At 38.3% G+C, this 20,575-nt stretch carries 13 protein-coding genes; 6 read left to right on the top strand and 7 right to left on the bottom strand.

The genetic code is table 11. The annotated features are described in order from the left end of the window. Nucleotides 1-71: 71 nt before the first annotated feature. Entirely contained in the window at nucleotides 72-4,196 is a 4,125-nt protein-coding gene (locus HMPREF9455_RS07660; protein ID WP_006799071.1) for a hybrid sensor histidine kinase/response regulator transcription factor, read from the top strand. A 492-nt stretch (nucleotides 4,197-4,688) separates the two neighbouring features. Further along, nucleotides 4,689-4,862 (top strand): histone H1, encoded by a 174-nt coding sequence (locus HMPREF9455_RS07665; protein ID WP_006799072.1) that lies wholly within the window; start codon nucleotides 4,689-4,691, stop codon nucleotides 4,860-4,862. A gap of 91 nt (nucleotides 4,863-4,953) precedes the next feature. Here HMPREF9455_RS07665 and HMPREF9455_RS07670 read toward each other — a convergent pair whose 3' ends face one another. The 3 genes from HMPREF9455_RS07670 to HMPREF9455_RS20645 form a co-directional block, all read right to left on the bottom strand. After that, nucleotides 4,954-6,240 carry a UDP-N-acetylmuramoyl-tripeptide--D-alanyl-D-alanine ligase gene (locus HMPREF9455_RS07670; protein ID WP_006799073.1) on the bottom strand — a complete coding sequence of 429 codons (1,287 nt, stop codon included), beginning with the start codon at nucleotides 6,238-6,240 and terminating at the stop codon, nucleotides 4,954-4,956. 330 nt (nucleotides 6,241-6,570) lie between these two features. Then, nucleotides 6,571-7,302: a LytR/AlgR family response regulator transcription factor gene (locus tag HMPREF9455_RS07675; RefSeq protein ID WP_006799074.1), complete on the bottom strand. Its 732-nt coding sequence runs from the start codon at nucleotides 7,300-7,302 to the stop codon at nucleotides 6,571-6,573. Continuing rightward, complete coding sequence (locus HMPREF9455_RS20645; protein ID WP_006799075.1) at nucleotides 7,286-8,356, bottom strand: sensor histidine kinase; 1,071 nt, start codon at nucleotides 8,354-8,356, stop codon at nucleotides 7,286-7,288. Before HMPREF9455_RS20645 ends, HMPREF9455_RS07675 begins: the two co-directional genes overlap by 17 nt. 277 nt (nucleotides 8,357-8,633) lie before the next feature. Here HMPREF9455_RS20645 and HMPREF9455_RS07690 point away from each other — a divergent pair, with 277 nt between their 5' ends. The 4 genes from HMPREF9455_RS07690 (at nucleotide 8,634) to HMPREF9455_RS07705 (ending at nucleotide 14,891) form a co-directional block, all read left to right on the top strand. Continuing rightward, nucleotides 8,634-9,089: a MarR family winged helix-turn-helix transcriptional regulator gene (locus HMPREF9455_RS07690; protein WP_006799076.1), complete on the top strand. Its 456-nt coding sequence runs from the start codon at nucleotides 8,634-8,636 to the stop codon at nucleotides 9,087-9,089. A 3-nt stretch (nucleotides 9,090-9,092) separates the two neighbouring features. Beyond that, nucleotides 9,093-10,220, top strand: a complete 1,128-nt coding sequence (locus tag HMPREF9455_RS07695; RefSeq protein ID WP_245532169.1) for an efflux RND transporter periplasmic adaptor subunit — start codon at nucleotides 9,093-9,095, stop codon at nucleotides 10,218-10,220. Between the two features lie 91 nt (nucleotides 10,221-10,311). Then, on the top strand, nucleotides 10,312-13,479 hold the full coding sequence (locus tag HMPREF9455_RS07700; RefSeq protein ID WP_006799078.1) for an efflux RND transporter permease subunit: 3,168 nt from the start codon (nucleotides 10,312-10,314) through the stop codon (nucleotides 13,477-13,479). Between the two features lie 2 nt (nucleotides 13,480-13,481). Beyond that, nucleotides 13,482-14,891 carry an efflux transporter outer membrane subunit gene (locus tag HMPREF9455_RS07705; protein ID WP_006799079.1) on the top strand — a complete coding sequence of 470 codons (1,410 nt, stop codon included), beginning with the start codon at nucleotides 13,482-13,484 and terminating at the stop codon, nucleotides 14,889-14,891. Nucleotides 14,892-14,965: 74 nt separating this feature from the next. Here the strand turns inward: HMPREF9455_RS07705 and HMPREF9455_RS07710 are convergent, their stop codons facing one another. From HMPREF9455_RS07710 to HMPREF9455_RS07725, 4 genes are all read right to left on the bottom strand, one after another. Further along, a complete protein-coding gene (locus tag HMPREF9455_RS07710; RefSeq protein WP_006799080.1) occupies nucleotides 14,966-15,469 on the bottom strand; it encodes a DUF1858 domain-containing protein in 504 nt (167 codons plus the stop codon). Between the two features lie 2 nt (nucleotides 15,470-15,471). Continuing rightward, entirely contained in the window at nucleotides 15,472-16,704 is a 1,233-nt protein-coding gene (locus HMPREF9455_RS07715) for a DUF438 domain-containing protein (RefSeq protein ID WP_006799081.1), read from the bottom strand. 2 nt (nucleotides 16,705-16,706) lie between these two features. Next, nucleotides 16,707-17,033 carry a cupin domain-containing protein gene (locus HMPREF9455_RS07720; RefSeq protein ID WP_006799082.1) on the bottom strand — a complete coding sequence of 109 codons (327 nt, stop codon included), beginning with the start codon at nucleotides 17,031-17,033 and terminating at the stop codon, nucleotides 16,707-16,709. Nucleotides 17,034-18,370: 1,337 nt separating this feature from the next. Beyond that, complete coding sequence (locus HMPREF9455_RS07725) at nucleotides 18,371-20,572, bottom strand: glycoside hydrolase family 97 protein (RefSeq protein ID WP_006799083.1); 2,202 nt, start codon at nucleotides 20,570-20,572, stop codon at nucleotides 18,371-18,373. Nucleotides 20,573-20,575: the final 3 nt, after the last annotated feature.

A 20,575-nucleotide genomic window follows, 5' to 3' on the forward strand; every position in this document is an offset into this window, starting at 1 on the left:
TTTTGAAAAGTACATATTCCTTATTATTTTTTTATATTTGCATCTATACTGCTTCTAATATCTGGATAGCCATGACAACAAAGAACACGAGGATAAAAGTATTTGTTCTGATATGTATTTTTTTCCTTGTCGCAAATTCCTATATATTTTCACAAATAGGTAGATTCTATTCCCCTGACGAAGACTTATCAAACAGTCTTATTAATCAGGTATATCAGGATAAGAAAGGATTTGTGTGGATTGCGACCGAAAACGGATTGAATAAATTCGACGGAATGAAGTTCAATATCTACAAGCATTCATCCGAAGATTCAACCTCCCTGAAAAATAATTATGTACGAACCATATTCGAAGATAGCCCCGGTAATTTCTGGGTAGGATGTATCAATGGCCTGATGAAATATGACTGGGCGACGAATTCATTCAGGGAAATAAAAATGTACAAAGAAGGAAACCTGGTTTCGCCTCATATCACCCGCATGATAGAAACCCGGAATGGAGATGTTTGGGTGGCAACTTCGGGTCAAGGGATATTTCTCATCAAGAAAGGAGAAAGAGAATTTCGCGCGAATCTGCAACTGACAAACCTGCTGGTTAGTAATTATCTGAACTCGATTTTTGAAGATTCGAAAGGGAATCTTTGGATAGGTTCTGAAAATAACGGGCTGAATCTCTACAATCCTGTTACAGGTCAGATAAAAACGTTTACTGCCCCTGCTAATATAAGTAGCAATAATATTTCATCCATAACAGAAGACAAACAAGGTAATATATTTGTAGGCACATTAACAGGAGGGCTGAATAAGTATAATGAGCAGACAAAGACATTTGAAGCAATAGGTTCCGACAATAATGCACAGTTACTGATTAAAGACTTGCTGCTGACCAAAGAAAATATATTGTATATAGGCACAGACGGGCAGGGATTGAAGCTATACAACAGGGAGAGGAATATTGTTGAAGATTATAAAATCAGTTCTGCTCCATTCGATTTTTCGAAAGGGAAAGTTCATTCGATTCTTCAGGACAGGGATAATAACTTTTGGCTTGGTATTTTTCAGAAAGGGATAATATTTATTCCCGGTACGGAGAAGAAGTTTGATTATTACGGATTCAAATCATTAAAGAATAACCCTATCGGTTCCAGTTCGGTAATGTCTATCTATAAAGACAGGGAAGGCATCACATGGGTAGGTACAGATAATGAAGGAATATACGGAATTAATAATAAAGGAGAAAGGATTGCTCACTTTATGCAGACTTCTTCACCGTCATCCATTTCAAATATCATACTGAGCATTTTTGAGGATTCCAATAATAATATGTGGGTGGGCTCATATACTAAAGGACTGGCAAAACTCAACCGGAAGACGGGAAACTGTGAATATATTCCGGAATTGCTAAATGAAAAGATATACTGTATCGCCGAAGACAGCGAGAAGAACCTGTTGATAGGTACCTATGGTTCCGGCTTTTTCAGGTTGAATCTGGCAAGTGGGAAAATGACTCATTATGAATCGCGGAAAAGTGAGAATGATGACTTTTCTATAGATGAACTGAGTAATGACTGGATAAACGATATCCTGTTCGACAGTGAAGGGCTGATTTGGATCGCACATTATAAAGGAGTAAGTTGCTATAATCCGAAAAAGAACACCTTTTTGAATTATCTCAGTCAGAATACAATATTGCCACATACAGTGGCATATACCCTCTTTGAAGATAAGGACGGTAATATCTGGATAGGGACGTCCGACGGATTGAATATCTTTAATAAGAAAGAGCAATCGGTCAAAAGCTATTCGACCAGAGACGGATTACCCAACAATGTTATATGTGGTATACGGGAAGATAGTGAACGTAATATCTGGATAAGTACCTATTTTGGTATTAGCAAGTTTATTGCCAGCGAAAACCGCTTCATCAATTATTATACAGGTGACGGCTTACAGGGTAATGAATTCACTCGTGGAGCAAAGTTTGAGGATACATCCGGTAAAATATATTTTGGTGGTATTTATGGGGTCACCAGTTTTTATCCAAAGGATATAACCGAGGCCAAGAAAGAGTTAAAAGTGTTGATTACGGATTTCTTTCTATTCAACCGGGCAATAAAAATGGGAGATAAATCGGGCGGCAACGAGATTGTATCTACATCGGTTATGGATGCAGATCAGTTTACTTTGGCTTACACAGACAATACATTCAGTATAGAATTTTCGGCACTGGAATTTTCGAACCCTGAGCGCATTGTATATCAATATATGATTGAAGAAATCAGTCAGGACTGGCTTAATTCCTATCCCGGTATGGGACGTGTTACCTATACAAACCTGAATCCGGGGACATATACTTTCAAATTAAGGGCGAAAGACCATGATAATTATTCGGATGTAAAAACAATAAGAATAATAATTACACCTCCGTGGTATCAGTCTCCATGGGCATATGCCGCCTATGCAGTGTTGAGTGTCTTGTTGATTTTGTTTATTGCAAATTATATCTATACCCGTATCCGTCACCGTCAGGAGGAAATGAGGCGGCAGCATCTGGAACAGATAAATGAAGCCAAACTACAGTTTTTCATTAATATTTCGCATGAAATACGCACTCCGATGACTTTAATTATAAATCCATTGGAAAAGTTGTTATCGGAAAATAAAGATCAGAAGTTGCAAAAGACTTATGTGATGATATACCGGAACGGCCTGCGGATTCTTCGTCTTATAAACCAACTGATGGATGTTCGTAAACTGGATAAGGGACAAATGCAGTTGCATTTTAGAGAAACTGATATTATAGGATTTATAGACGACCTGATGATGACATTTGAGTATTCAGCTCAAAGAAAGAATATCAGTTTCAATTTCAGGCATGAGGTGGATAAGCTGAATGTGTGGATCGATTTGAACAACTTCGATAAAGTCTTACTGAATATAATATCAAATGCTTTTAAATATACACCGGATAATGGTAATATAACTATTGATCTATCTACAGGCCAAGATGAAAATGTAAAGGGAGCATTGAGGAGATATTTTGAAATTTCAGTAACGGATAATGGTATAGGCATCGATAAGGGTAAAATAGAGCAGATTTTTGAACGTTTCTATCAGATAAGCAATGATTTTACTAATTCTAATTTCGGAACAGGTATAGGCTTGCATCTCTCTAAATCCTTAGTGGAGTTACATCATGGAACCATCTTCGCCGAAAACAGACCGGACATGCCGGGTACTCGTTTTATAATACGGCTACCTTTGGGTAGCGATCATCTGGTAGCCAGGGAACTGGAAGATGGAGAAGAATATAAAGTTGCGGCCGAAAGAATTTCTCCGACCTATGTCTCGAATGAACTGCTGAATAAAATAGATGTTGAAGGTGGCGATAAAAAAATAAAACCCCGGACGAAATACAGGATTCTTGTGGTTGAAGATGAAGATGAAATCCGTGAGTATATCAAGGATGAACTGTCGTCTGAATATCGGGTTACTGTAAGTGAGAATGGAAAAGAGGCTCTCGATCTGATATTGACGGAAAAACCCGATCTGATAATCAGTGATGTGATGATGCCTGAAATGGATGGTATAACACTTTCACGTAAGGTGAAACAAAATATAAATATAAATCATATACCGATCATTCTGCTCACTGCAAAATCGACTCCCGAAAATAAAATAGAAGGTCTGGATATAGGCGCGGATGCTTACGTTTCCAAGCCTTTCAATACAGACCTATTGAAGAGTACCATAGCCAATCTGATTGAAAACAGGGAGCGGCTGAAGAATAAGTTTAGCGGACAACAGCAGCCCGAGGATAAAATACAAAAGATAGAACTGAAGTCTTCGGATGAGATACTTATGCAACGTATCATGAAGATTATAAACGAAAATCTTCCCAATCCCGAACTGAATGTGGAAATGTTGGCTATGAATGTAGGAATGAGCCGTGTACATATGCATCGCAAACTGAAAGAACTGACAAACCAGTCGGCCCGCGATTTTATAAAAGGTATCCGCTTGCGACAGGCGGCAACATTGCTCTCAGGTAAGAAACTTACTATTTCGGAAGTAGCCTATGCAATAGGGTTTTCTAATCTGTCTCATTTCTCTAATTCATTCAGGGAATTCTATGGAATGTCTCCAAAAGAGTATCTGTCTGCACATCTTTCTCCGCCGTCACAGAATGAGGAATAAATTCTGTTGAGATATAGAATAATCCTTATTTATTATTCTTTTACGATAAATGTTACAGGTGGAAAAGTAAATGAAACCATCATGTAAATGAAGTTTCGGCAAAGGCTCTATATTTGTTTACTCTACATTTCCACATCTGCAAAATACGCTAACTTATAAAAATAATTATTCATTGGTAAATTTAATCTTTTGAGAAATAGGGTTATCATAAATTAGTAAGGTAACCCTGTTTTTTTATATTAAATATTGCTGTCGGCGTTTACCGATGCTGACTTGGAGGTATAGATGATATCATCTTCTTCCGTCTGATGATTGTAGATTATGTGCGTGTTTATAAGTAAGTTGAATAAAGTATATATCTTAAGTCTTTATCTAAAGGAAGAAAAAACGCTAAAACTTTACTATTAATGCGTGTTTAAATAAACTATCCGGCATTTTTGTTTGTTTAGTTAAAGAAATTATCTTTGTACGAATTTAAAAAAAAGAAGTAAAATGAAAAATTTAGTAGAAAAATTACACAAGGATTTCGCAGACTTTGCTAAAGATGCAGCTGCACAGGTTGAGAGTGGAAACAAAGCTGCTGGACAGAGAGCAAGAAAAGTATCTCTTGAAATCGAGAAAGCTTTGAAAGAATTCCGCAAGAAATCTATTGAAGCAACAAAATAATAAAAGCAATAGCATTTATTTAAAAAAAACAGGATAGTCCATAGGACTATCCTGTTTTTTATAGTGTTTTTTCGAAACGTATATTTACAATTTAGAGAACGTCTATACACCTTTCCAGCTGCACACCCCGTGAGCCCTTAAGCAAAATATAGCTATCTGCGATAGGGTTCTCTTTCAGATAATACTTTAAACTGTCCAGATCCTTGAAACGCGGATAATCGGTTATAATACGACTAAAATTATCTCCTACGAATATAACCCTGTCAAAATTGTGATGGGATACATAGTCGGCTACTTTCTGATGTTCCAGATCCGTGTCCGGGCCTAACTCCTTCATATCACCCAAGATCAGTACTTTGTGATTTACGTCCATATGATCAAAGTTTTCAAGGGCTGCATGCATACTTGTCGGATTTGCGTTATATGCATCTATGATGAGCATATTCCTATCTGTTTCTTTTAGCTGTGAGCGGTTGTTTGTAGGCTGATATTCTTCAATTGCTTTGCATATTAAAGAGGCTTTTACACCCAGATATTTACCTATAGTAATAGCTGCTAATGCGTTAGATAAATTGTATTCTCCTATAAGATTAGTCTTAACCTTATTGCGTCTGGTGCCAAATTTCCATTCAAATTCGAGAAATGGCCTTATAGATAATACCTTTCCGGATATAAACAAGTCTTCTTCCAATCCGTAATATATGGATGTAATACCTTCCGACATTTCCCGTAGCAGGGAATTGTCATAATCGATAAAGATTTTTCCGTCTCTTGTACTCCTGATATATTCGTATAATTCGCCTTTGGCTTTGATCACATTTTCATATGAACCGAAGCCTTCTATGTGGGCATGGCCAATATTGGTAATGACTCCGTAATTAGGCATCGCCATTTCAGAAAGTACTTTTATCTCTCCTACATGGCTGGCTCCCATCTCTATAATAGCTATTTCATGCTCTTTTTTTATACGAAGCAGTGTCAATGGTACTCCAATATGATTGTTGAGGTTACCCTGAGTGGCAAGAACGTTATATTCCTGAGACAAGACAGAGGTGATTAATTCCTTGGTAGTTGTTTTGCCGTTTGTTCCTGTTATACCTATCACCGGAGTCTTTAGTTGTTTACGGTGGTGGTTTGCCAGTTTTTGCAATGTATCCAGGCAATCTTCTACCAATATAATATTGGGGCGTGTAGCATATTTCGACTCATCTACAATAGCATAACTACATCCCGAATCTATTGCTTTTTCGGCATACTCATTTCCATTAAAATTGGCGCCTTTCAGTGCAAAGAAAATAGAATCTTTTGGGCTGTTGCGTGTATCTGTTGAAACTTCCGGGTATTGTTTATAAATTTTATACAGTTCCGATATCTCCATAGCACTTTTAAGATGATGTTTTTTATAACAACGTTTATTTCTCTATTATTGTTTGGTCTTTGTATGAGTCTATAAGATTATTTAAGGCTACACGAATGTAACGTTAATTATTCATATAACGGATGTTTCTTAACGTTTTTTACTTTATGAAAAACTGGACTATATTCTTATTTTCAGTCTCAATAAAGCTATTTAATTGAGGGAATATTTATTGCGTTTTAATTATAATTTATACGAAACAAAATTTCAATATTACTGTCATTCTATATCTTTATTTCAAGAGACTCTTTCATACGAAACTAATAGTAAAAACCATAACGATTAATGCAGTTAAAAGAGTTTCATCAGACTTTCTTTATAGCTATTGCCAATAGGTAATTTTTTACCGGCTATATGAAGAATATTCTTATCTATCAGCTCTATATGCTTTACTGATATAATGTAAGATTTATGTATCCGGACAAACAAGTTGGATGGTAATTTTTTTTCCAGATCTTTTAAAGAAGCCAGAGAGGTTATTTTCTGTCTGGTGGTATGGAATGTGACGTACTCTCTTTGCCCTTCTATGTATATTAAATCCGGATAATTTATTTTGTAGATTTTATATCCGCTTTTTACTACAATATTATCTTCTTCCGGTTTTTCGGGTTGTACCTGAGGTCGGGCTTGACTTAGCAAAGGACTATTTGACGTATTGATTTCCTTTCTTTCAACGACTTTATTTATTGCTTGTAAAAAACGGGGAAAAGCTATCGGTTTCAGGAGATAATCGATTACATCCAGTTCGTAGCTTTCCACTGCATATTCCGAATATGCAGTTGTAAATATCACAAAAGGTGGATTTTTGAGGCTGCGTGCAAATTCGAGCCCTGTAATTTCCGGCATCTGTATATCGGATAACAAAATGTCAACTTTTTCTTTCCGTAAGATATCCATTGCTTCAAATACATTAGCCCCGGTTCCGGTCAGTTCGAGAAAAGGTAATTTTGAAACATATTCCGACAATAACTTGCGGGCATGATATTCATCGTCTACAATGAGTACTTTAAGCGTTTCCGTCATAACTTGCATTTGGTGAAGATTCAAAATCTATAGACAACTCAATTTTAAACGAATCCAGATTGTTGAATATTTCCAGGGAATATCTATTTTCGAAATAAAGATCAAGACGCCTTTTTACATTCTCAATCCCTATCCCTCCCCCATTAGCCAGAGGCTTATTTTTGATCAATGGCTGACTGTTTTCGGCAACGAAGTATATTTGTTTCTTTTCCACCTTCAACAGGATATGAATAAAACTATTTTTATCAACTTCTAGAGGCGTATGTTTGAAGCAGTTCTCCACCAAGGGTTGGAAAATCATTGGAGGTACACAAATATTTGTATCTTCTTCGTTCTTGTATACAAAAGTTATATCCTTATCGTTCTCGAACCTGAGCTTTTGGAAATCAATAAAGTTATGTATATACTCAATGTCTTTCGATAGAGGTGTTAGCTCCGTTTCACAATCTTCCATTACATAACGCATCATCTGAGCCAGTTTCAACACATATCCTGATGTATATTCATCTTTGAAGTAGGTCATTGAGTATATGTTATTCAACGCATTAAATATAAAATGCGAATTAATCTGGGATTTCAGTACCCGTGCCTCCAGCATTTTCTTTTCGGATAAGAGCTTCTCTTTTAACCGGGCGTCTTCAGCACTTTTCCGGGAAAAGAAAATTATGTTGGCAATGGCATATATCAGTATAAAAATAGTCGTAAACCTTGAAATAGAAAAAACAAATTTAAACTCTTGATCTGTTTCTATAGCTAACTCTTTCAGCATATATAATTCAAATCGAGCGCAGATATTGGCAAATAATACAATCAATATAATCGAAAAGATGAAATAGAGGATTTTCCTTTCTTTTATGAGTAATCTGGGAATTAAGATATTGTGAGTTGTATAATATATTGCCACCATACAGATAAAGTTTAACGTACCTACTTTTAGCGACCATTCAACACTTATCCAAAGATTCTGTATAAATCCGACCGTATAGATAACCGACCAGATAAGAATCGACCGAGCTTTGGCGGATGAGCGTATATAGCTTAATATTTTATTCATATATGTAGTATTGGAAAAACTTATTAAATGTAATAATAATACGAATATAAAAGCAAATATATTCAACCAACCCGGCGATATTATCAGCCAAACCACTGAAATCTTCAATAAACAGACTTTTTCTAAGATTTTTATCTATAAAACCCGGTCGTTGAATGTTTTCAAAATATTGATACAGATAGTTTTGTGGTTGGTTGAATAATTTTTGGGATGTTCCAACCCTTTTCGAATTTTGCAATCAAATATAAGTGTACTTACAATCTCAATTTATAATGTAATGGATAAAGTTAAAATAATGAATATGAGGGGTGTGAATGTCGATTCACTAATTGGACATGTCTTTAAATTATGGATGAGAACCAAGAAACAGATATTGGATGAATTCGGCCTTACCGGACCTCAATATGAAGTGTTATCTGCAATTTACTATCTGGGAAATTATAAGAAAGAAATTATACAAATAGATCTCTCCGAAGAGACAGGAATTGATCCCATGACTATTTCTACTATACTCCGTAATCTGGCGAAGAATAATATAATTACCCGTATGCGGGGGACAAAAAATACCCGCGTAATATATATTGAATTCACAGATGTGGGAGAAGCGCTGTATACGATGGCGTCGACAAAGATGTCTTTATGCTGTAATAATATATACCGCAATATTGACGAAAAGAATCTTACCAGCCAACTCTTAGTACTTTCTAATGAATTAAACAAACTAAATAATTAAATGATGATGAAAGCGAAAATGATTTTTAGTGGAACAATAGCTCTGTTAGCATTTGCCTCATGCGGCAACAGTAATCAAGCAAATCAGGAAACAGCTCTTCAGGAATACCCTGTAATAGCTTTGAACAGGCAGGTGGCAAACATGCAATCTGTATATCCTGCAACGATCAAGGGACAGGAAGATATAGAAGTAAAGCCTCGTGTGGATGGTTATATAGAAGCTATATATGTAGATGAAGGCTCAGTGGTAAAGGCCGGTCAGGCGTTGTTTAAGATCAATTCTCCTGCGTCCGAACAGTCCTTAACTTCTGCCAAAGCCTCTGTAAATAGTGAGAAGGCACGGGTTAATACAGCAAAAGTGGATGTAGACCGCTACCGCCCTTTGGCCGAAAAAGGAATTGTGAGTGAAGTACAGTTATTGACTTACGAAAATGCTTATGAAACGGCTTTGGCTACTCTGCAACAAGCAGAAGCAACACTAAAGAATGCACAGGCAACAATAAGCTGGACAACAGTAACCAGCCCGGTAAATGGGGTAGTGGGTTCGATTCCATACCGCACAGGCAGTCTGGTAAACAGCTCGAATACGTTAACAACAATAGCTAATACGGGAAATGTTTACGCATATTTTTCTTTGAATGAGCGTAAATTGATGGATTTTCTGGATGGTGTAGAAGGTTCTACTCAATCTGAAAAGATAAAGAATATGCCTCCGGTCACACTCGTTCTGTCTGATGGATCGGAATATGAAGCAAAAGGACGTATAGAAACTATAACTGGAACTGTAGATATAACAACAGGCTCTGCAAACTTCCGCGCGGAATTTCCTAACCAGTCAGGCAAATTGAGAAGCGGGACCAGTGGTAAAATAATTATACCTAAAGTTTTGGAGGATGTTTTTGTTATACCTCAGAAGGCGACATTTTCCCAGCAGGATAAAGTGTTGGTTTTCAGACTTCAAGGTGACTCTGTAAGCCAACAGATAATATCTGTTCAAACAATGCCCAACGGGCAGGACTATGCAGTAACCGGTGGACTGACAGATGGGGATAAAATAGTATCTGATGGTGTAGCAACTCTTAGAAACGGAATGAAGATATCGGTCAAAACAAACCTGACAGCTTATAATTAACAATTAGCAAATAACATTAATAATAATCCCGGATTTTATCTCCTGTAATTCAGGAGGTAGAGGGAACATATACCTATTAAAATAAAAGAATATGCTAAAAACATTTATCGAACGTCCTGTATTATCCACCGTGATATCCATTATCATCGTGGTGTTAGGTATAATCGGAATGAATATGCTGCCTATCGAGCAGTACCCTGATATAGCTCCTCCTACCGTACAGGTAGAAGCTTCATACAGCGGAGCAAATTCCGATGTAATAATGAACAGTGTGATTATACCATTAGAAGAGGCAATTAATGGTGTTGAGGGGATGACTTATATGACCTCATCAGCCGAAACAGGTTCGGCCAGCATAACTGTTTATTTCAAGCAGGGAACAGATCCTGACATGGCAACCGTGAATGTGCAGAACCTTGTGAATCAGGCTTCATCTATACTACCGGCTGAGGTAACGCAGACCGGGGTAACAGTAAGAAAGCAGCAAACAAGTAATATCCTGATGATGTCTTTTGTATCTGACAATCCGGATTATGATGCTAAATTCCTGCAGAATTATGCTAACATTAATATTATTCCTCAGATAAAACGTGTTTATGGAGTTGGTAATGCATCTGTATTTGGTGCAAATGATTATTCGATGCGCATATGGTTGAAACCGGATGTAATGGCTTCATACAAAATATCGACCGACGAAGTTATCGGCGCACTGAAAGACCAGAATATCGAGGCGGCCCCGGGTCAATTGGGTGAAAATAGCAATCAGGCGTTTCAGTATACTTTGAAATATACAGGGCGATTATCTTCGACAGAAGAATTCGAGAATATTATTGTCCGTTCTTCCGAAGGTAAAATAGTGCGGCTAAGTGACGTAGCCAAAGTAGAATTGGGCTCATTAATGTATAGTGTTACTACCTCTACAGATGGTAATGCAGCTATTATGATGGCTATCAGCCAGACGGCAGGCTCGAATGCACAGGAGGTTATAAAAAATGTAAAGGCAGAATTGGATAAAGCGCAAAATGATTTACCTCCGGGATTGAAGATCACTTACCTGATGGATGTAAGCGACTTCCTTAATGCATCTATAAGTAAGGTTATTACTACCTTGCTCGAAGCATTCCTGCTCGTATTTCTTGTCGTATTCGTATTTCTTCAGGATTTCAGGTCTACACTTATACCGGCTATCGCTGTTCCTGTGGCTATTGTAGGTACATTCTTCTTCCTTTGGATAATGGGTTTCTCTATCAACTTGCTTACTCTCTTTGCTTTGGTACTGGCTATCGGTATAGTGGTAGATGACGCCATTGTCGTAGTCGAGGCAGTGCATGCAGAGCTGGAAAGTGGAGAGAAAGATCCGAAAAAAGCGGCCATTAAGGCAATGGGTGAAATCGCTCCGGCTATTATTTCTATTACCCTGGTTATGTCATCGGTATTTATCCCTGTCAGCTTTATCGGTGGAACGAGCGGTATATTTTATAAGCAATTTGGATTGACTCTTGCAGTTGCTATTTTTATTTCAGCAATAAATGCATTGACACTGAGTCCGGCACTTTGTGCTCTGTTTTTGAAGCCGCATGACGAAGACCATAAGAAAAAGAATTTTATACAAAGATTCTATTATTTCTTTAATATAGGGTTCAATGCAACCACTTCAAAATATAAGAAATCTCTAATATTTTTAGGTAAAAAGGGGCATCGTTGGATTACGGTCAGTATTATACTGGTAAGTTCTGTTATACTATTTGGCTTAATGAAAGTAATTCCTACCGGGTTCGTACCACAGGAAGATAGTGGGGCCGTAATGGGGATGATAACCCTTCCTCCCGGCTCATCACTGGAGAGAACCGATTCGATAGTGCAGATAGTCAATGGTATGGCAAATGAGATACCGGAAGTGAAAAATATAGGTAGCCTCAGCGGGGTAAGTTTCATGAGTGGAATGGGAAGCTCGTATGGATCTGTTATCATCAAAATGGATCATTGGGACGATCGTAAAATTACAGCAAATGAAGTCGCTGCAATTATGACGGAGAAAACAAAAGCGATAAACAATGCGACTTTCATGTTCTTCGGTACTCCTACTATCATGGGATTTGGTTTGAGTAATGGGGTTTCGGTAAATCTACAGGACAGAACTGGCGGAAACATTTATAAGTTTTACGATGTTACCAATGATTTTATTGCCAAAATGAATCAGCGGGAAGAGGTTATGATGGCTATGACAACGTTTAATCCTAATTTTCCACAAAAACAGTTAGAAGCCAATATTCCCAAGATTAAGGATGCGGGTATAACTCTTAGTGATGTAATGGGAACGCTACAGGCATATATTGGTAGCCAGTATATATCAAATTTCAACCTGTATGGAAAGCAGTTCAGAGTAATGGTGCAGGCAGCACCCGAATATCGTTCGAAACTGGATGATCTGGATGGCTTATTTGTAAAAACTGCAAGTGGAGAAATGGCTCCGGTAACCGAGTTTCTTACTATAACTGATGTTACAGGACCGGAGACCCGTACGCGATTCAACTTATATTCTTCGATGGAACTGACAATTATTCCTAATTATCAGGGAGGATTCAGTTCGGGAGATGTGATCAAAGCAATTGAAGAAGTAAAAGACCAGGCGCTGCCTTCGGGGTATAGTTACGAATTCTCGGGAATGACACGTGAAGAAGCTGAAAGTAGTAGCCAGACCGTACTGATATTCGGACTGTGCTTGATATTTGTCTATCTGCTGTTAGCAGCATTGTATGAAAGCTATATTTTGCCATTGGCGGTTATATTTTCATTACCTGTCGGCTTGGCCGGGGTATTTATCTTCCTGTCGGCATTCGGGTTAAGTCAGGGTATCACCAATAATATTTATGTACAAATATCTCTGATTATGCTAATCGGATTATTGGCTAAAAACGCAATATTAATTGTAGAATATGCGATACAACGCCGTCAACAGGGTATGAGTATTATCGATGCAGCAGTAAATGGAGCAGTTGCCCGTTTCCGCCCCATTCTGATGACATCTTTTGCCTTTATATTCGGCTTATTGCCATTGGCAATATCTTCCGGTGCGGGCGCAATTGGTAACCGTTCGATTGGTATCAGTGCTATCGGAGGTATGCTTATAGGTACGCTTATCGGAGTATTGATAATCCCGTCTCTTTATATCATATTCCAGTCTATACAAGACAAGGTTAGTAAGTCGGGGATGATAAATTCGAATGATGAATTTATAACACAGCAAAATCAAAAATAATTATGAACAGAAATAAATATACAAGAGGAATCATTCTATTGGGGCTTATAACCCTGATAGGATTACCATCCTGCGGAGTGATGAATAAATACAAAACACCCCAACCGGATTCTAAAAATCTATATGGTGAAATGACATCATCCGATACTACTACCATAGCCAATAAGCCATGGAAAGAATATTTCACCGATACCTATCTCGTTACTTTAATTGATGAAGGCATCCAGAATAATTTCGACTTACAAATAGCCTATACCCGCATTCAACAGGCCGAAGCTAGCCTGGGTATGGCCAAGGCGGCATATTTTCCGGATGTATCTCTTGTAGGACAGGTAAATCACTCTCGTAGCAGTAATGGACAGAATGGGAAAGACGTGCTACGTTATCATTCCACAGACTATACGCTGGGAGTATCTGCCAGTTGGGAATTAGATATCTGGGGAAAGCTTAACAGGCAATCGAAAGCTAAATATGCCCAATTTTTGAGTAGCTACGCTTACAAGAATTTGATTCAGACATCTCTGATTGCTAACATTGCCACGTCATATTATTCCTTACTGGCCTTAGATGAAAAGTTGGCGATAACTGTAGAAACGATAAAACTTTTGGAAGAAAATGTAGAAACAATGGAAGCTCTGAAAAAGTCCGGACTACAAAATGGAGCTGCAGTAGAGCAAAGCAAAGCACTATTGTATAGTACTCAAACCAGCGTTCCTGATTTAGAAAGTCAAATAAGGGAACTGGAGAATTCAATTTGTACTTTACTTGGTCGTAAGCCGGGGACTATAACTCGTTCGGCAATCCATTCGCAACAGTATCCTCTTCAGCTTGAATATGGTGTTCCTGCTCAGATGCTGGCAAAACGTCCGGATGTGCAACAAGCGGAATTATCTTTCCGGTCGGCATTTGAACTGACAAATGCGGCTCAGGCCAGTTTTTATCCATCTATAACCCTGAGTTCCGGTACAATTGGGTTTGGAACAAACAATACTTTGTCAAACTTTTTCAAACCGGAGAATATCTTTGCAAGTATAATCGGAGGCTTGACGCAACCCATTTTTGCAAAGAAACAGCTGACCGGTAATCTTAAAATAGCGAAAGCACAGCAACAGGAAGCGTTATTGACCTTCGAACAAACGGTATTGAGCGCTGGGCAGGAAGTTACAGATATTCTATTTTCATTTGAATCTTCTCTGAAGAAGAATGAAACTCGTGAAAAGCAAATAGAGGCATGTCAGAATTCTGTTTATTTTACGAATGAGCTTCTGAAAGCGGGAGACGCAAATTATACAGAGGTACTCAATGCAGAACAGAATCTTTTATCAGCACAGTTGAATCGGGTAAATGACAAACTTGAGCAGTTGCAATATTCTGTCAATTTATATAAAGCACTGGGTGGCGGAGTCGAATAAGGTTCCGGACTGTTGATAAAGAATAAGAGGGTGTGGCAATTTCCTGTCGACGCACCCTCTTCCTTAAATAATGCTTATCCTTTTATAAAGAAATGTTCATTTTCCCGGCTCCATGTTTTAAAGCCTCTCGATTTCAGGATATCAATAATCGGTATGGGTTTAAATGGAGTAACTATCTGCAATATCTGTTCACCTTCTAACTTCGACGACAGTTTCAGAATATCCTGCATGGGACTCTCGCCGGATTCTATTACAGGGCGGGCATCGAACCGGAAACTTATTTTACTTTCATCGAACCAAAAAGGTGCGGCTGCATCTTCAATATTATCCGTATCTGCATCCATCACAATTTCCGATAACCCGGCGGCTTTCCTTAGTTTCTGGATTAGCAGGGGCGGGGAAATCCCTGCGACTCCTGCTGCCTGTTGCAATGATGTAACTTTGGCAATGGTACGGCGTAATACAGGATTCTTCAACTTAGAGAAAACCGGCGATAATTCCATTAGTATATCTTCCAACTCAGGATAAGATTCCAATAGGCTGGCAACTTTGGTCTGAAGGTTGATATCCGTTTTCATTGTTACTTTGTTCCATAAGATAACAGACGCTGGTCTCCTTCGAGTTTTCTTAAATCCGTTATATCCTGTGTAACTTCCATCACTCCCAGATATTCGCCGTCATTTCCCCGGAGTGCTGTATATTCAATATAGACGAAACGTCCCATAAACGAAGAGATCCAAAATGCTGCTACATTTTCTTTCCCGCTTTTAAAATCATTTATTATCTGCTCCACAATATGTACACTACCCGGAGGATGGCAAAGACGTACATCCCGGCCGATTATCGAGCGATTGCGTTCAAAGACTTTTTTTGTTCCGTGTGAGAAGAATTTCACTTTATCATCTTTATCCACAAAAGTGACATCGATAGGTAATGTTTTGAATATTGTTTCCAGTTCTTTTGTTGTAAAGTTGCCCGACGAGAGATGTATAGCATCTCCTTCTTTATAAGTAAGTTCCCCCACTTCTACTGATTCAGGAGTCCATTCCGTTTGCGGATCGTACAGACTGAACCCGAATTGTGGAGTTTCCTTGTATATCTGGTACCAGTCTTTATCTGTGAGTGTATCAAGACACATTGGCAACAATATCTCCTCTTCCTTCATTATCATACCCTCGAGGGCGTCGATAGCAGGCAAAAGAACCAGCAGGATCAGGGTAGTGACTTCCCCGGCAGAAACATCCTTTGCCAGGAGAGCCTCATGGGCCGCCTTTAGCAATTCACGGGTTTCATCATGTTTTCCCCACATTACTTTCGGAGGCCCTGTAATACCCGCTTTTTCCAGAAATGGGAATAGGAGGTATTCCTTCCGTTTGTAATGTTTATCTACATCCGACAAGTTATTAAAGACACCTTTGAGTTGTAAAAGATATTCTTTCACTTCTTCATCTTTCAGCTTATTACCTTTGTCAAACAGAACTTTTGCCTTTTGGATATATTCTTCCAGTGCCCGATTCTCCCGCTTGAATGTATCTACCGGATGTCCCGGCTGTACTGTTTTTGCTGCTGATGTATCTATACTTCCGTCCAGCACAGCAGTGTGTATATCGCAAAAGCGCAGGACTTCTTCTTCGGGTAAGCCTTCGGATATAAGTTCCTGTTCTACTTCCACTACTTCGTTATAGGGAACAGAACGCAATAGTTCAACTAACCGTTTCCGGACTATTTCGGGAGCTTCATTATTATGTAACTGAAGGATCAGATGCTTGAGCAACTCTTTCCTTTTCTGCGAATTATTTATTACTTCACTCATGGTTATCCTCTTATCATGGTTAATAACATCTTGAACCTTTCTACAGCAAATAAGGCATGGGAAATGTTGGCAGGCATAATGATGGTTTCCCCTTGTTTGAGCAATACAGGATTGCCACCTATTCTGATTTCTACTTCACCGTCGAGTACTTGTACCATTGCATCAAATGGTGCTGTGTGTTCGCTCAACCCCTGACCTTTATCGAAAGAAAACAGGGTAATATTTCCAGCATTGCTTTTTAGTACTTGCTTGCTGATAACTCCTCCGTCAGAATAATCGACGAGTTGGGCTAAGTTTAAGACTGTTCCTTTTTCAAATATATTATTCATCTTCTTTATTGTTTTTAATTTGACAATGTGAAGGTATTATGATAATAACAAATAATCTGTCACATTTGTTACACTAAAGAGATTTTGGATAAATACACGAAAATTGGCAACTTTTTAGAGAACAGCCATCAGTTAACAATGAGTTTCTCGCAAAAATGTTAAGGCACAAAGTCTATCCCATCACTCATAATTCATCACTCATCGCCATATTCACTTTTGTTAAGAGCCTGTTTAGATTTTATTCGTTCTAATTTTCAGGTCTGTTTTTAGGTTAATTTATTCTTCCGCGAAGCGATAATAGCGGGCTATTGGAGCTGAGTGAAAGGATAAATTAGGCAAAAAGAGGTTGAAAATGAACGAAAAACAACTATAACAAAATGTTTTGGTAAAATTTAAACAGGCTCTAACTGTGTTTAGTTAAAACCTGACACTTCTGACACTTTTTTTACTATTTTCATCTTGTATGTTTTGCGTTCATTAACTATGTGCTGTTAAAAAGTAACAGAGGTAACAGTTTTTGCAGTTATCAGTCATCAACCCGTAAGATGTAAAAACTTTGCGCTTTAGTGGCTTTGCGTGAAACAAAACAGGACGCCAGCCAACCCATAACTCTTAAAAAAGGTAACAAAAGTAACAGTTTTTTAGCCTTTGTGCCCTTTGTGCCTCCCTTCGTGTACTTAGTGGTAAAACTCTTTACCACAAGGGGCACAAAGATTTACACAAAGAACACTATATAGAAAGTAACTTTTCAGTTAACAGTCATCAGTTAACAATGCTTTTCTCGTAACTTGTAACTGCCCAAAGGGCGAAGTAACTTGTAACTATAAAAAAGTAACAAAGGTAACACATGTTTCAGCTTTTAGCTGATAGCTATTCGCCGTTAGCTTAGGCTATCGCATAAGTGGCTTTACAGTGAACAGTCATCAGTCAGCAACTTGTATCTCGTGTCTTGTTTACTTGTATCTCATATAACTTTCAACTTATTACTCAATACTTACTACTTTGATAAGGTAACAAAGGTTACACTATTTCACTCATTTGCTAATATGCTATTTTTACTACACTTTGTTCCGTTGAACGATGTTTCAAATCTGCTAATTAATTCTTTCAAAGAACTCTTTTTCTTGTAAACTAGTAAACTGATAACTAGTATACTTCAAAATACATAGATAAACTTTTTACTAAAAGATTAGATTTCGGTATGCCTTATAAGAGATTAATTCTGAATAATAGGAATAAAATTTAGTCATAAAAAGCCCCTAATACCGTATAAATATTTATTTAAACGGTATTAGGGGAATATTAAAAAGTTTCCCGTATCTATAAAGAACGGTTTCCTATAATTTTTTCAGTCCTTTAGTTTCATTTTTATCTGTAACCGGTATTATACTAATCGCATACCCTCCGCCCGGAGCTGAAAGTTGTTTTAATCTGGATTTATTATTTACGATAACTTTTCTTATTTCATATGCCTGCGGATTAGTTTTATAATGAGCCTCCTTTGCATCTGAGTATATAGTAGCTATGTATTGTTTATTCGCATCCAGAAAATCAAAGCCGATATTAGATGTAAATCCTTTTTCCCCGGCTACATTCCCTACAAACCAGTTATCTTTTCCTTTGGCTTTACGGGCGACCGTTATATATTCTCCCGGTTCAGCTTCCAGATATTTACTGTTGTCCCAGTCAAGAGCTACATCTTTGATAAACCGGAAGGCATCCATAAACTTCTCATAGTGTTCCGGAAAATCGGCGGCCATTTGCAAAGGACTGTACATTGTTACGTATAATGCTAATTGATTCGCTAATGTGCTGTTTACATGTGATTTATTGTTGGGGTTAATCTTTTCGATATCCATTTCGAAAATACCCGGAGTATAATCCATAGGGCCACCGATCAGGCGGGTAAACGGAAGTACGGTCACATGGTTCGGTTTGCTGCCTCCAAAAGCCTGGTATTCTGTGCCCCGTGCAGACTCGTTCCCTATAAGGTTGGGCCATGTACGGCTAATTCCGGTAGGACGGGTGGCTTCGTGGGCATTTACCATGATCTTATGTTCTGCCGCTTTTTCTATAGCATGCTGATAATGATTGTTTAGCCACTGGCTGTAATGAAACTCACCACGCGGTATCATATTTCCTACATAGCCTGATTTGACTGAAGTGTAATCATTATCATTCATGAATTTATATGCTGCATCCAGGTGGCGTTCATAATTACGGATAGAGCCGGAAGTTTCATGATGCATCATCATTTTTACTCCCTTGCTTTTTGCATAGTCGCGAATCGCTTCAAGGTCAAAGTCGGGATAAGGTGTAAGAAAGTCAAAAACATAATCTTTTGAATTTCCGAACCAGTCTTCCCAACCGGTATTCCATCCTTCTACCAATACGGCGTCAAAGCCATGCTCTGCGGCAAAATCGATATATTTTTTCACATTCCCGGTTGTAGCACCATGACGGCCATGAGGTTTTACTTTGGAATAATCTGTAATCCCAAGTTGTACACTTGGCAGGTCGTAAGTATAAGACCATTCACTTTTTCCGGTTATCATTTCCCACCAAACGCCAACATACTTCACTGGTCTGATCCATGACGTATCTTCAATCTTACACGGTTCGTTGAGGTTCAGGGTCATATTCGATGCCGGAATGTCCCGTGCATCATCACTTGCTATAATAGTACGCCAGGGTGTACTGCATGGAGCCTGCATATGTCCTTTCGATCCATTCGCATCCGGTGTCAGCCACGATTCGAAAACAAAGTTTTTATCATCCAGATTAAGGTGCATGCAAGCATAGTTGATAAGCGCAGCCTCGTGCAGGTTGATATATAAGCCGTCATCGGTTTTCATCATCAGGGAAGTCTGTACTCCTGTCGGAGAAAACGGTGTTTGTGAAGCATTCGGTGTAATCGCATTTTTCATTAGGCCTCTGACTTCTGAAAGACGGGAAGTCGTATAATCATATTCTTGTGTATCATAATCGCCCGGTATCCAATAAGCCGTATGGTCGCCCGTCATGGCAAACTGGGTACGTTCTTCTTTAATAACAAAATAGATCAGATTCTTTTGTTGAGAAAATTCATAACGAAATCCCAGACCATCGTCGAACAAGCGGAAACGGATGATCATTTCACGGTCTGTTCCTTCCTGATTCAATGTCACAGCTAATTCATTATAGTGATTCCGGATATCTTTAGTTTCTCCCCACACAGGCTGCCATGTTTCATCGAAAGAGGAGCTTTTTGTATCCGCTATACGGAAGTTGTCATACAGCGAGGTCTGAGGGTCATTAGTCCCGGACTTTATATCCATTTCCGCACCAAATTCAACTTTGGTTGTATTGCCCATTAGTTCCAGACCCAATTTACTTGGCTTTATTATTTGTTTTCCTTTGTAATCAAGCTGATAGCTGGGAATTCCTCCTTTCTGCAAATAGAATCTCATCACGAAATTACCATCAGGAGATTTTAAATCCTGAGCATGAACTAATCCTCCTAATAAACAGATGCTTATTAGCAAAAGTATTTTCTTCATCCT

It is taken from the genome of Dysgonomonas gadei ATCC BAA-286 (genome assembly GCF_000213555.1).
In the GTDB taxonomy this organism is placed as follows: Bacteria; Bacteroidota; Bacteroidia; order Bacteroidales; family Dysgonomonadaceae; genus Dysgonomonas; species Dysgonomonas gadei.

Excerpts from the sequence above, each read along its gene's own strand:
- HMPREF9455_RS07660 (WP_006799071.1), top strand. The coding sequence starts at position 72 with ATGACAACAAAGAACACGAGGATAAAAGTATTTGTTCTGATATGTATT.
- HMPREF9455_RS07665 (WP_006799072.1), top strand. The coding sequence starts at position 4,689 with ATGAAAAATTTAGTAGAAAAATTACACAAGGATTTCGCAGACTTTGCT.
- HMPREF9455_RS07670 (WP_006799073.1), bottom strand. The coding sequence starts at position 6,240 with ATGGAGATATCGGAACTGTATAAAATTTATAAACAATACCCGGAAGTT.
- HMPREF9455_RS07675 (WP_006799074.1), bottom strand. The coding sequence starts at position 7,302 with ATGACGGAAACGCTTAAAGTACTCATTGTAGACGATGAATATCATGCC.
- HMPREF9455_RS20645 (WP_006799075.1), bottom strand. The coding sequence starts at position 8,356 with ATGAATAAAATATTAAGCTATATACGCTCATCCGCCAAAGCTCGGTCG.
- HMPREF9455_RS07690 (WP_006799076.1), top strand. The coding sequence starts at position 8,634 with ATGGATAAAGTTAAAATAATGAATATGAGGGGTGTGAATGTCGATTCA.
- HMPREF9455_RS07695 (WP_245532169.1), top strand. The coding sequence starts at position 9,093 with ATGATGAAAGCGAAAATGATTTTTAGTGGAACAATAGCTCTGTTAGCA.
- HMPREF9455_RS07700 (WP_006799078.1), top strand. The coding sequence starts at position 10,312 with ATGCTAAAAACATTTATCGAACGTCCTGTATTATCCACCGTGATATCC.
- HMPREF9455_RS07705 (WP_006799079.1), top strand. The coding sequence starts at position 13,482 with ATGAACAGAAATAAATATACAAGAGGAATCATTCTATTGGGGCTTATA.
- HMPREF9455_RS07710 (WP_006799080.1), bottom strand. The coding sequence starts at position 15,469 with ATGAAAACGGATATCAACCTTCAGACCAAAGTTGCCAGCCTATTGGAA.
- HMPREF9455_RS07715 (WP_006799081.1), bottom strand. The coding sequence starts at position 16,704 with ATGAGTGAAGTAATAAATAATTCGCAGAAAAGGAAAGAGTTGCTCAAG.
- HMPREF9455_RS07720 (WP_006799082.1), bottom strand. The coding sequence starts at position 17,033 with ATGAATAATATATTTGAAAAAGGAACAGTCTTAAACTTAGCCCAACTC.
- HMPREF9455_RS07725 (WP_006799083.1), bottom strand. The coding sequence starts at position 20,572 with ATGAAGAAAATACTTTTGCTAATAAGCATCTGTTTATTAGGAGGATTA.